The sequence below is a fragment of the Arthrobacter sp. SAFR-044 genome, assembly GCF_059414985.1.
On the sequence record NZ_JBPFDN010000004.1, the window covers coordinates 324,665 to 337,149 of the forward strand.

Sequence of the window (12,485 nt, forward strand, 5' to 3'; positions counted from 1 at the left end):
TCCTCCGTGCTGCCGCGCTCCCTGGACTTCGTCAGCGGACGGCGACGAGGTCCACGACAAAGATCAGTGCCTCGTTGGGGGCAATGGCACCGCCGGCGCCGCGCGAGCCGTAGGCCAGCTCCGACGGGATCTCCAGGCGGCGGCGGCCGCCGACCTTCATGCCCAGGAGGCCCTGGTCCCAACCCTGGATGACCTGGCCGACGCCGACGCGGAAGTCCAGCGGTGCGCCGCGGCCCCAGGAGGCGTCGAATTCTTCGCCTGTGGACCAGGCAACGCCGACGTAGTGGGTGGAGACGGTGTCCCCTGCCTTGGCTTCCTCGCCGTCACCCTCGATGAGGTCGGTGATGACGAGTTCCGTGGGGACGTCGCCTTCCGGGAAGTCGATCTCGGGCTTCTGGCGGTCGAATTCCCGCTGTCCAAACGACATGCTTGCTCCTATGAGTGAGTGGTGATGGGTGCCGCGAAGGACGCGGCGTCCCTGTAAGTCTTGCTACTTGACCCCGAGGATGTCCACTACGAAGACCAGGTCGCCCTTTGCCTGGCCCTGGCCGGCGTCTCCGTAGGCCAGGTCCTTGGGGATGACCAGCAGGACGCGGGAGCCCACGGTCTTACCCGCGAGGCCCTGGGTCCAGCCCTTGATAACGCCCGAGAGCGGGAAGGTGGCAGGCTGGCCGCGGTCGAAGCTGGAATCGAACTTGGTGCCGTCGGAGAGGTTGACGCCAACGTAGTTCACGGTCAGGGTGTCGGATTCCTTGACGGTGGCGCCGGTGCCCTTGATCAGGTCCTGCGACACGAGTGCCGTGGGGGCGGGCGCACCTGCAACGTTGATTTCCGGTACACCGTCCTTTTCGGTCACCGTCGGCAGGCCGGCCGGCGGCGTCACGGTTTCACCCTGCGGCTTGTCCAGCACGGGGGTGGGGTCCGAAGCCGAAAGTACTTTAATGATCAGCAGCTGGGTGGGTTCAGCTGCAGCGCTGGGGCTGGGGCTGGCGCCGTCTGATGGGCTGGGGCTTGCCGACGGTGCACTCTGCTGGCCGGGCACGGCCAGGGCCAGGCTGGATCCCACTTTGGCACCTATGAAAGCGTTGTAGATGACAGCGCTGCCTGTTTTGAGCTCATCGTTCAGCTCCAGGCTTTCAGGCTCGTTGGGGAACGTATCCTCCAGCTGGGATCCATCCGTGCCATTCAGGGCCAGGATGGAGATCTTGGCTACCTGGTTTGCCTTGACGGTGTCGCCGCTGCCTTCGGAAACCACCTTGATGGTCGGCTGGGTGACGGCCAGGGGCTTGTCGAAGTCCACACCCGGGGCCTTTTTGTCCCCGTTGTCGGTCAGCTTGAGGGAGTCGAGCTTTGCAGTCTCCCCGGCGGACTGGCTGCTGGGCTCGGGCTGGGACGCTGTACCTCCGCAGGCAGTCAGGAGCAACAGGCCGGGAAGGAGGATTGCTAGTAGTCGGCGCACGTAGTAAAACTTTCGTCGGGGCAGGGTGGATACGGCTATTCCGCCTGGCGGCGGACAATGCCGTGGAAGGCCCCCTTAAAAGGGACCTTATCCAGAATAGACCCTGAAACTGGACGTCAGCCCATAGAGTCCAACAGCGCATCCACGCGTTCGTCCACGCTGCGGAAGGGATCCTTGCACAGAATCGTCTGGTGGGCACGGTCGTTGAGTTTCAGGTGCACCCAGTCCACGGTGTAGTCGCGCCCCAGTTCCTGCGCCCGCCGGACAAAGTCGCCGCGCAGCTTGGCGCGGGTGGTCTGTGGCGGCGCGTCCACGGCACCCTTGATGACCGTGTCATCAACAATGCGGCGCACCGCGCCCCGGGACTGCAGGAGATAGAACAGCCCGCGGCTGCGCGAAATATCATGGTAGGTCAGATCGAGCTGGGCGATGCGCGGTGCCTCCAGGCCCAGGCCGTGGCGTTCGCGGTAGTTGTCCATCAGTTTCTTCTTGATGGCCCAGTCGATTTCGGTGTCGATCCCCCTGGAATCGCCGGCCTCGATCGCATGCAGCGTTCGCTCCCACAGGTCCAGGATCACGGGAACGTGCGGGTTGTGGGCGCCATGCTCGTTGACGAAGGCTGTCACCTTGGACAGGTACTCCTGCTGGATTTCAAGGGCGGTGAGCTGCCGTCCGTTGGCCAGGCGGACCAGCGCGCGCCCGCTGAGGTCATGCGAAATTTCGCGGATGCTGCGGATGGGGTTTTCCATCCGCATGTCCCTCATGATCACGCCGGCCTCAATCATCCGGAGGACCAGGTCCACGGTGCCGACCTTCATCAGCGCCGTCGCCTCGGACATGTTCGAGTCCCCCACGATGACGTGCAGCCGCCGGTAGAACTCGGCGTCGGCATGCGGCTCGTCCCGGGTGTTGATGATGGGCCGGGAACGGGTGGTGGCGGAGGAGACGCCTTCCCAGATGTGGTCGGCCCGCTGGGAGAAGGCATAGGTGGCCCCGTGGGGCGTCTTCAGGACCTTCCCTGCGCCGGCGATGAGCTGGCGGGTGACCAGGAACGGAATCAGGATTTCAGCCAGGCGGGAAAATTCCCCCCGGCGTGGAATCAGGTAATTCTCATGGCTGCCGTACGAGTTCCCTGCGGAATCGGTGTTGTTCTTGAACAGGTACACGGTGCCGTTGAAGCCCTCAGCGGCAAGGCGCGCCTGGGCCTCATCCACCAGGTCGTCAAGGATGAGTTCGCCGGCACGGTCGTGGGCGATCAGCTGTGCAAGGTCATCGCACTCGGCCGTCGCGTACTCGGGGTGGGATCCGACGTCGAGGTACAGCCGGGAACCGTTGGTGAGGAACACATTGGAGGAACGCCCCCAGCTGACCACCTTCCGGAACAGGTACCGCGCCACCTCCTCCGGGGCAAGAGGCCTCGAGTCGGGGCTCGAGTAGGAGATCCCAAACTCGGTTTCGATGCCGAAGATTCTCTTGTCCATGTGGTCCTCCTAGGCCAGCAGTGCTGTGATGTCCGCGTCGTTCAGCCTGCGGAAGGCACGCCGGGTGCCGCGGGAGCTTTCGGACAGCCGGTCCAGGACGGCCACTTCCAATGCACTTGGCGGCAACGGCGCCGCGGGCTGCTCACCTTCCTGGACGGGCGTAAGTCCCTTGATGGCCAGCCGGACGGCGTCGGCGAAGCCCAGCGAGGCCTGCCATCCTGCATCGATGGCCGATGACACTTTCTCAGCCTGTCCACCCATGACGACAAAGCTGTGCTCGTCGGCAATCGAGCCGTCGAACGTCAGCCGGTAGAGGTGGTCCTCGGCCTGCGAGGACCCTACTTCGGCAACGGCGAGTTCCACCTCGAAGGGCTTTTGCTCGGCGGTGAAGACAGCGCCCAGGCTTTGGGCGTACACACTGGCCAGGCCGCGGGCGGTGACGTCCTCGCGGTCGTACGAGTATCCGCGGACGTCGGCGTAGCGGACGCCGGCCTGGCGGAGGCTTTCGAATTCGTTGTACTTGCCGACGGCGGCGAACGCGATTTTGTCGTAGATCTCGCCGATCTTGTGCAGGGACGGCGAAGGGTTCTCGGCTACGAGGGCGATCCCGTCGGCGCAGCTGATGACAACCACTGAGCGGCCGCGGGCGATGCCTTTCCGCGCGAAATCCGCGCGGTCCTTCATCAGTTGTTCTGGTGAGACATAGAACTGCTGGGTCATCTCAGGCCTCCCGTCCGGCGATGGTGCGCGCTTCGATCACGCTGCGCGACGCAGCCGCGAGTTCCGGCTCGGGCACCCGCCGGGCACCTGTCCTGTCCACCGTATAGACCACCGGCCACAACTGCCGGACCGTGTCCGGGCCGCCCGTTGCGGAATCGTCGTCGGCAGCGTCATACAGCGATTCGACCGCAACGGAAAGGGCCTGCTCGGCCGTGAGATTGGGCCGCCAAAGCTTCTTCAGCGCACCGCGCGCGAAGACGGAGCCGGAGCCGACGGTGTGGTGTTCGTGTTCCTCGTACCTGCCGCCGGTGACGTCATAGGAAAACAGCCGGCCGACGCCTGCGCTGGTGTCGAAACCGGCGAACAGGGGCACCACTGCAAGGCCCTGCAGGGCCAAGGGAAGGTTGCCCCTGATCATGGCACCCAGCCGGTTTGCCTTGCCTTCAAGGCTGAGCTGGGTTCCTTCTATCTTTTCGTAGTGCTCAAGTTCAACCTGGAAAAGCCGGGTCAGGTCAATTGCTATGCCGGCTGTTCCTGCAATGCCGAGGACGGAGAAGTGGTCAGCCGGGAAGACCTTCTCGATGTGCCTGCTCGCAATGACGTTCCCCATGGTTGCCCGCCGGTCGCCCGCCATCAGGACGCCGCCGCCGTAGCTCATGGCAACGATGGTGGTGGCATGGGGAACCTGGACCGGGGCAGCCACCGACGCGCCACCCTGGAGGGACCGGCTGAAGGGCAGTAGCTCTGGCCGGTCCCGCTGCAGGTGCTCGGTAAAGGACGAGGTGGCGTTGGCGGCTACCTGGTTGGCGGTTGATTCCTGCACTCATCACTCCTTGAACGTGGTACTTCAACGTCGGTACAGATCCCGGCCGTCCGCGGCTTCCGCCACCCAGCCGTCCGGGTTATTGGCCGCCCTTTTGGACGAATGCCCGGACGAACTCCTCGGCGTTGGATTCCAGGACACCGTCGATCTCGTCGAGAAGGTCGTCCACGCCTTCGGTCGATGCCGATGCCTGCGCCTCGGGCGGTGCCGGGGGTGCCTCGGGGATGTCTTCGTCGACCTGGCTGTCACGTGACTGCGGCTGCTGCTGCTCCTGGCCTGCCATTGGTTTCCCTCCTTTTTCCGTCGGTGGATCCGGCGGATCCTCCGATAAGCCCATCCTGCCACGGGATGGGCGTTCCGGCGCGGTTTACGCCGCAGGCGGAGTGCTGTTGTGTCCGAGCAGTTCGCCGAGGAACGGACCCGCTTCCCGGTAGCGCTCGAACAACGCTCCGGTCAGGGCTTTGGTTCCCCTCAGCGGCTCCCTGGTGGGCACCCGCTGCAGCCTCCCGTAGCCGGGCACGTCGAAGATGACCGAATCCCAGCTTGCGCCCACGACATCCTTGCCGAAGCTGCTGATGCACTTCCCGCGGAAGAACGCCCGGGTATCGGCCGGCGGCTCTGCTACAGCAGCAGCGATGGCGGAGTCCTCGACCACGCGCTGCATCCGGTTCCTGGACAGGAGCCGGTAGTAGAGGCCTTTCTCGGGCCTGATGTCCGCCCACTGGAGGTCCACCAGGCCCAGGCGGGCATCATTCCAGCCCAGGCCGTCGCGCTGGCGGTAGCCGTCCAACAGGGAAAGCTTGGCCAGCCACTCAACTGACGTGGCGGCAGCGGCCCTGTCGCTGTCGAGCTGGGTGAGAACGGACGCCCACCGTTCCAGGACGTCGTAGGTATGCCCGTCGCCGTCCAACGCGTCCCCCACGCCAGTGTCCTGGGCGAGCTTGGCCGCGGCCTCGTGGTACATCCACTGAAGGTCCAGGGCCGTGACGCGCCTGCCGTCCAGCAGACGCAGCTTGGCGGTCAGCGAGGTGTCGTGGCTCACCGTCTTCAGTGCGGCGACGGGTTCGTAGACCTCGATTTTCGGTGCCAGTCCGGCCTCGATGAGGCTGAGGACCAGGGCGGTGGTGCCGAATTTCAGGTAGTTGGACACCTGGCTGAGGTTTGCGTCCCCGATGATCACGTGCAGGCGCCGGTACTTGTCGGCTGTGGCGTGGGGCTCGTCCCTGGTGTTGATGATGGGCCTGCGGATGGTGGTTTCCAGGCCCACCTCGGCTTCGAAGAAGTCCGCGCGCTGGCTGACCTGGAAGCCCGGGGTGGAACTGTCCTGCCCTATTCCCAGCCGGCCCGCTCCGCACACCACCTGGCGGCTGACGAAAAACGGTGTCAGCCCGCGCACGATGTCCCCGAACGGCACGGACCTGGGCATGAGGTAATTCTCGTGCGAACCGTACGACACGGACTTGTTGTCCGTGTTGTTCTTGTAGAGGTTGACCGGCGGCAGGGCGGGGTCCGCGGCCAGGCGGCGCACGGCCGCCAGACCCACCAGGTCCCCGGCAGCATCCCAGACCACCGCGTCCCGCGGATTGGTGACCTCCGGGCTTGAGTATTCGGGGTGGGCATGGTCGACATACAGCCGCGCGCCATTGCCGAGGACCATGTTCATCAGGAGGGTCCCCGACTCGTCCTGCCCGTCAAGCTCCAGTTCCTCGCGGCCATAGGCCAGGGCCACCGCCTCAGCGTCGAGCACCGGCGGCTGGTCGGTCAGCTGGCTGGGGTGAGCAGCCCCCCGGTCCATGGTCCAGCCCCGGGCGTCGTGCAGCGGCTCCTCATCCGTGTAATCCCAGCGGGTCTCGGCTCCGCCGGCAGCCCGCTGCCGCGTGACCTGGGCATAGGCCTGCACCACGCGGGCACTCATCATCGTGGCGTTGGCGGAAGGGGCGGACGGAGCGTGGATGCCGTATTCGGTTTCGGCCCCCATGACCCGCATGGCCCCGCCGGCGGGGAGTGCCTCCCCGCTGGCGGGTCCCTGTGCACCGGTCACAGATACTGTCCTGTGGTGGGCATGGTTTCGATGGACTTGCCGGGCTCCTGGCCGGCTTTGCCCTGGACGATGGTGCGGATATAGGTGATCCGTTCACCCTTCTTGCCGGAGATGCGTGCCCAGTCGTCCGGGTTGGTGGTGTTGGGCATGTCTTCGTGCTCACGGAACTCGTCCACCACGGCGCGCAGCAGGTGCTCAATCCGGAGCCCCTTCTGGTGCGAGGTCAGCAGGTCCTTGATGGCGTACTTCTTGGCCCGGTCCACCACGTTCTGCACTACGGCGCCGGAGTTGAAGTCCTTGAAGTACAACATCTCGGTGTCACCGTTGGCATAGGTGACCTCCAGGAACTCATTGGATTTGTCCGTGGAGTACATGGCTTCGACGGTCCGCTGGACCATCGCGTCAACGGTGGCCTGGACGTCACCGTTGTGTTCGGCCAGGTCCGATTCGTGGAACGGCAGGTCCGGTGTGATGTATTTGTTGAAAATGTCGGCCGCGGCTTCCGCGTCCGGCCGCTGGATCTTGACCTTGACGTCCAGCCGGCCGGGCCGGAGGATGGCGGGGTCGATCATGTCCTCGCGGTTGGAAGCGCCGATGACGATCACATTGTCCAGCCGTTCCACGCCGTCAATCTCGCTGAGGAGCTGGGGCACGATGGTGGTTTCGACGTCGGACGAAATACCGGTGCCGCGGGTGCGGAACAGCGAGTCCATTTCGTCGAAGAACACTACGACGGGGCTGCCGTCGGATGCCTTTTCGCGGGCGCGGGAGAAGATCAGGCGGATGTGCCGCTCCGTTTCACCCACGTACTTGTCAAGGAGTTCCGGTCCCTTGATGTTCAGGAAATAGCTCTTCAGGTCCACGTTTCCGGACCGCTCCGCGGCGCGGGCAGCGAGGGAGTTGGCAACGGCCTTGGCAATCAGCGTCTTGCCGCAGCCTGGAGGGCCGTACAAAAGGATGCCCTTCGGGGCCTTGAGGCCATGCTCGCGGTAGAGGTCAGGGTGCAGGAAGGGCAGTTCGACAGCGTCCCGGATCTGCTCGATCTGCGGGCCAAGGCCACCGATGTCCTCATACGTGATGTCCGGAACTTCCTCGAGGACCAGGTTCTCCACCTCGGAACGCGGCACTTTCTCCAGCGCATATCCGGTCCGCGAATCGACGGACAGGGCATCGCCAACCCGGAGCTTCTCGGACAGGAGGGCACCTGAAAGCCGCACCACGCGCTCTTCGTCGGCACGGCCCACCACCAGGGCACGGTCGCGTCCCAGCATCTCTTTCAGGGTGGCAAGCTCACCGGCGCGCTCGTACCCCAGGCCTGCCACGATCAGGAGTGCCTCGTTCAGCAGCACTTCCTGGCCCACAGCCAGCTGGTTGATGTTCACCAGCGGGCTGATACCCACACGCATTTTCCGGCCCGCGTTAAAGATATCCACCGACTCCTCGGTGGCGGCCTGGCCGCTGTTGCTTGGAGCCGGCTGCCGCTTCGGGTTGATCTGGAGGATGGTGCCGAAGCTGTAGGGCGGCTGCCCTTCCTGGTCCAGGGCATTTTTCAGCCGGAGGATCTCTGCCTTCGCGGTCTCGAGCATGCTGACCAGCTTGGAGTTGTTCTGCGTTGCCGCTGCCAACTGGCGGTCGATGTGCCTGAGCTTGTCCCGAAGTATGTTGACCTGGCGGTCAGCAACCGAGAGGTCGTTGGCGGCAGACTGCTCTGCCGGTGTACGTCCGGAGTCCTGGTTTGGTGTCTCCATGATGTATCAGCCCCTTCCTGCGCTTCTCTTAAGACATTAGTCCCAAGATGAAGGGTAGGGGTGGAGACTCCCGAAATGTGGACTAGTTCGTGATCTCGGGGTTGTCCACGACGTTGGTCCCCGCGATCGCGTCACGGGCGGCGCGCCGGAGTTTCTTGTCCGACACAGCCCGCTCCCCTACTGCTCCGGGCGTCCAGGCGTTTACGTCCTCTTCGTTGAACTCGGTCTTGGACGGGCGGCGCTTGACCGAAATGCCGGTGACGCCGTCTGCGAGCCGCCGGGTGACCAGCAGGAATCCCGTGTGGGCCACCATCCGGTGGTCCGGGCGCACGGCGAGGCCTTCGAGGTGCCAGCCGCGGACCATCGACTCCCACGCATCAGGTTCGGTGAAGCGGCCATCCGCCCGGATGGCTTCCGCGGTGCGGGAGAGCTGGGTGACCGTGGCGACATAGTTGATCCAGACACCGCCGGGGGCAAGCACGGTGGCGACGGCGTCGAGGCATTCCCAGGGTGCCAGCATGTCGAGGACCACGCGGTCAACGGAGCCGGGCTCCTCGGCCTTGACCACTTCCTCCTGGAAGTCGCCAAGGGAGATCTGCCAGGCCGGGTGCGGGCCCCCAAAGATGGTCTCCACGTTGCCGCGGGCGATGTCCGCGAACTCCTCGCGCCGTTCGAAGGAGTGCAGGTAGCCGTTGTCGCCTACAGCACGGAGGAGGGAGATGGACAGGGCACCTGAACCGACCCCGGCCTCAACGACGCGTGCGCCGGGGAAGATGTCCGCCATGGTGACGATCTGGCCGGCGTCCTTGGGATAGACGACGGCGGCGCCCCGCGGCATGGAGAGCACGAAGTCGGACAGCAGGGGGCGGAGGGTCTGGTACTGCTGGCCCACGTTGTTCACCACCACCGAGCCGTCAACCTTGCCGATGATTTCGTCGTGGTTCAGGAAACCGCGGTGGGTGTGGAAGGCGCCGCCGCGTTCCAGCGTGATGGTGTTCATGCGGCCGCGTTCGTCGGTCAGCTGGACGCGTTCGCCCTCCCGGAAAGGGCCTCGGCGACGGGCGGCGCCCACCGGCTGCGAGCCGCTGGCGGCAGCACCGGCTTGCGCTGCTCCCTTGGCGTCGTTGACGGCAGTTTCGCTGCTCATGATTCTTCCTCGCTCCTGTAAACCTGTTGTGCCGCGGCCTGCTGGTCCCTGGGGAGGCTGTGGCTTCGCGGCAATGCACGACCGGCAGGTAACTCTACCGGTTCTGGCCCTGCGGGTGCCTATCGTTGCGCTGGCGCTTCCCGGTGATGGCTGCGAGGACAGCCTCCTGCGTCAGCAGTCCGGTGACTGTTCCGTTGTGGTCCACAACAGCGTAGTGGCGTCCTTCAAGCTGGGAGAGGAACTGGATCAGCTCCTGCCCCTTGGACCACTCGGGAACATAGGCGCCGGCGGCCAGGGGGAACGAAATGGCGGTGACGGGCGTCGTGTCCGCCGCAGCGCCCGGCACCGCTGCAAGGGCGCCAGGGTCCACCACGCCCTGTGGCCGGCCGTCCGGTCCGTAGACCACCACCGATTTTGTTCCTGCCGCGCCCAGGCGGAGGGCGTCCCGGACCGTGCCTGTGGCAGGGACACCGGCAGCCGGCGTCGCCAACGATGCGGCGCTGACCAGCGGGAGCCGTCCCCGCAGCGTCCCCTGCTGGATGGACGCGGATGCGCCCATCCAGAGGAACCCGCCCACCAGGATGGTGATCATCAGGAGGCTGAAGTCCGGCTGGTCTCCGGCGAGGAACGGACGCAGGAGGAACCAGTAGGCAATGGCGAGGACGATGATCCGGCCGCCCCAGCCGGCAGCTACGGTGCCTTTCGCCTGGCTGCCGGTGGCCTTCCAGACGATCGATTCGACCAGGCGGCCGCCATCAAGCGGCAGGCCCGGCAGCACATTGAAGACACCGATGAGGAAGTTGGCCCACATGAAGATGTTCGTCAGGATTTCGGCAACGCTGCCCAGGCTGCTGGTTCCGAGCAGCAGCCAGGCTCCGCCGGCCAGGACGAAGTTGGCGGCCGGGCCAGCCAGCGCAACGAGCACAGACCGGCCGGGGGAAGCGGTGAAGCTTTCAAACTGGGTGTGCCCGCCCCAAAGGTTGAGGACGATTTTTTGGGTGGGCCAGCCGTAGATCTTCGCCGTCAGCGCGTGGGCGAGCTCGTGGACAAGGACCGAAATGAGGAGCAGGACGGCGTAGGCAAAGGCCACGACGTAGGCGCTTACGCCCAGCATGGGGTTGTTTCTGGCCAATACCGGCCCGTAGACGATCACCGTGAAGGCCGCGATCACGAACCACGAGTAGGCAAGGACCACGGGCACGCCGGCGATGCGGCCCAGGGGGATGCCCTCCCGCCGCGCAGGGACGTCCGATGCAGGGCCTTGTCCGGCGCCGGGCTCAGCCACGGGAACCACCCGGGGAGGTGGCGACGGAGTTGGTGGACCCGGTCCGCAGGAGCAGGGCTTCCAGCTCCACCAGGCTCCGCCCCGAGAGGGTGTCCCAGAGCTCGTAGCTGTGGTGCTCAGGCAGCGGAACAATATGAGGCACGGCAACCGTGGCGACGCCGGAGGCCACAGCCGCAGCCACACCGGGTACGGAGTCCTCAAGGGCTACGCAGTGGTGGATGCCGAGTTCGGGATCCCTTTCCTGCAGGAGCTCGACGGCGGTCAGGTACGCTTCCGGGTGCGGCTTTCCCTGGCTGACGGTGTCCCCGGTAACCAGTACTTCGAAGTACGGCCGGGGAAGGCTGGCCACCACTTCGCGGGCCAACGGGCCCTCGGACATGGTGACCAGGGCACAGCGTACGCCGGCCAGATGCAGTTCTTCGAGGAGTTCGCGGGCACCGGGCCGCCACGGCACCTGCTGCTGGACGCTGCTGACGACCTGGGCAGTCAGGGTATCGATGATCTCCCGGATTTCCAGTTCAACGCCTGCCTGTTGCAGCAGGCCCGCAGAGAACGTCAGGGACTGGCCAACCAGCTGCATTGCCTGGTCGTGGCTCCAGGTTCCCCCGTGTGCCTCCACCAGCGCATGCTCCGCAGCGATCCAATATGGCTCCGTGTCCACGATGGTCCCGTCCATGTCCCAGAGGACGGCTTTGAGCGGGGAACTGGCGGCAGGAATCGGCATAACGCCAGTCTACGGGGCATGGCTGGACGGAGGCTGTGGGCTACGCCCTTGGCGAATATGTCGTGGACCGGGCGCACTTTGGACCGGTTTCGGGGGATTTGCGGCGCTTCATTCCATGCGCGGGCCAGCACCTTGGACGTAGGGTGAAGAAATGAATAGCTTCGAGGGAGACACCGCCGAACAGGGTGCCGGACCCGAGCGGGAACGGTTCCTGCAGCCAGTGGCTGACGGACAGCGGATAACTGTGATGCTTGCCGCCTTTGAAGGGTGGAACGACGCCGGAGAAGCAGCCAGCGATTCGCTGCGCTACCTGAACAAATTGTGGGGTGGCAAGAAAGTCGCTTCCATCGATGCGGACGAGTACTACGACTTCCAGTTCACGCGCCCCACGGTGCGCAGGAATGCTGCCGGTGAGCGCAAGATCAAGTGGCCTTCCACCCGGATCTACAAGGCCAGTGCGCCCAACTCCAACGTCGACGTCATCTTCGTTCAGGGGACGGAGCCGTCCTATAAATGGCGGGCCTACACCGCGGAGCTGCTGGTCCACGCGGAAGCGCTGAACGTCGACTACGTGGTGCTGGTGGGCGCACTGCTGGCGGATGTTCCGCACAGCCGCCCCATCCCGGTGAGCACGTCCTCGGATGACGCTCCACTGCGGGAGCGCATGAACCTGGAGGCATCACAGTACGAAGGCCCCGTCGGCATCGTCGGCGTCCTGTCGGAGGTGGCCCTTCTGGCGGGAATCCCTGCCGTGTCGCTGTGGGCCGCAGTGCCGCACTATGTGGCCCAGGCACCCTCCCCCAAGGCCCAGCTTGCCCTCCTGCACCGCATCGAGGAGTTGCTGCAGGTGCCGCTGGACACCCACGAGCTGGCAGAGGAAGCCGACGCCTGGGAACGCGGCGTGGACGAACTTGCCACCGAGGACCCGGAGATTGCTGCGTACGTGCGGCAGCTGGAGGAAGCCAAGGACACGGCCGACCTCCCGGAGGCCAGTGGTGAGTCCATCGCCCGTGAATTTGAGCGGTACCTGAAGCGTCGGGGCCAGGACCGGCCCTGA

Annotated in this window: 12 protein-coding genes; 1 reads left to right on the forward strand and 11 read right to left on the reverse strand. The window is 65.3% G+C overall.

Annotated features, from left to right (window positions below):
* Positions 1 to 31: 31 nt before the first annotated feature.
* The 11 genes from ACR65J_RS08840 to ACR65J_RS08890 form a co-directional block, all read right to left on the reverse strand.
* Positions 32 to 427, reverse strand: a complete 396-nt coding sequence (locus ACR65J_RS08840; protein WP_440167889.1) for an FKBP-type peptidyl-prolyl cis-trans isomerase — start codon at positions 425 to 427, stop codon at positions 32 to 34.
* Between the two features lie 63 nt (positions 428 to 490).
* Positions 491 to 1,459 carry an FKBP-type peptidyl-prolyl cis-trans isomerase gene (locus tag ACR65J_RS08845; RefSeq protein WP_440167891.1) on the reverse strand — a complete coding sequence of 323 codons (969 nt, stop codon included), beginning with the start codon at positions 1,457 to 1,459 and terminating at the stop codon, positions 491 to 493.
* 116 nt (positions 1,460 to 1,575) lie between these two features.
* Complete coding sequence (gene pafA / locus ACR65J_RS08850; RefSeq protein WP_440167893.1) at positions 1,576 to 2,940, reverse strand: Pup--protein ligase; 1,365 nt, start codon at positions 2,938 to 2,940, stop codon at positions 1,576 to 1,578.
* Positions 2,941 to 2,949: 9 nt separating this feature from the next.
* On the reverse strand, positions 2,950 to 3,660 hold the full coding sequence (prcA, locus tag ACR65J_RS08855; RefSeq protein WP_224026100.1) for a proteasome subunit alpha: 711 nt from the start codon (positions 3,658 to 3,660) through the stop codon (positions 2,950 to 2,952).
* 1 nt (position 3,661) lies between these two features.
* Positions 3,662 to 4,483 (reverse strand): proteasome subunit beta, encoded by an 822-nt coding sequence (prcB, locus tag ACR65J_RS08860; RefSeq protein ID WP_224026099.1) that lies wholly within the window; start codon positions 4,481 to 4,483, stop codon positions 3,662 to 3,664.
* Between the two features lie 79 nt (positions 4,484 to 4,562).
* Positions 4,563 to 4,766, reverse strand: coding sequence for a ubiquitin-like protein Pup (locus ACR65J_RS08865; RefSeq protein WP_015937113.1), 204 nt, complete (start codon positions 4,764 to 4,766; stop codon positions 4,563 to 4,565).
* An 84-nt stretch (positions 4,767 to 4,850) separates the two neighbouring features.
* Complete coding sequence (dop, locus tag ACR65J_RS08870; protein ID WP_440168017.1) at positions 4,851 to 6,470, reverse strand: depupylase/deamidase Dop; 1,620 nt, start codon at positions 6,468 to 6,470, stop codon at positions 4,851 to 4,853.
* 50 nt (positions 6,471 to 6,520) lie between these two features.
* Positions 6,521 to 8,272: a proteasome ATPase gene (gene arc, locus ACR65J_RS08875; protein ID WP_440167896.1), complete on the reverse strand. Its 1,752-nt coding sequence runs from the start codon at positions 8,270 to 8,272 to the stop codon at positions 6,521 to 6,523.
* Between the two features lie 82 nt (positions 8,273 to 8,354).
* Positions 8,355 to 9,419, reverse strand: a complete 1,065-nt coding sequence (locus ACR65J_RS08880) for a tRNA (adenine-N1)-methyltransferase (RefSeq protein ID WP_440167897.1) — start codon at positions 9,417 to 9,419, stop codon at positions 8,355 to 8,357.
* A gap of 94 nt (positions 9,420 to 9,513) precedes the next feature.
* The gene (locus ACR65J_RS08885) at positions 9,514 to 10,704 is read right to left on the reverse strand and encodes a site-2 protease family protein (RefSeq protein ID WP_440167899.1); all 1,191 of its coding nucleotides are present in this window, start codon (positions 10,702 to 10,704) and stop codon (positions 9,514 to 9,516) included.
* Complete coding sequence (locus ACR65J_RS08890; RefSeq protein WP_440167901.1) at positions 10,697 to 11,428, reverse strand: HAD family hydrolase; 732 nt, start codon at positions 11,426 to 11,428, stop codon at positions 10,697 to 10,699. The genes ACR65J_RS08885 and ACR65J_RS08890 overlap by 8 nt, the downstream gene beginning before the upstream one ends.
* A gap of 151 nt (positions 11,429 to 11,579) precedes the next feature.
* Here ACR65J_RS08890 and ACR65J_RS08895 point away from each other — a divergent pair, with 151 nt between their 5' ends.
* Positions 11,580 to 12,485, forward strand: a complete 906-nt coding sequence (locus ACR65J_RS08895; protein WP_440167903.1) for a PAC2 family protein — start codon at positions 11,580 to 11,582, stop codon at positions 12,483 to 12,485.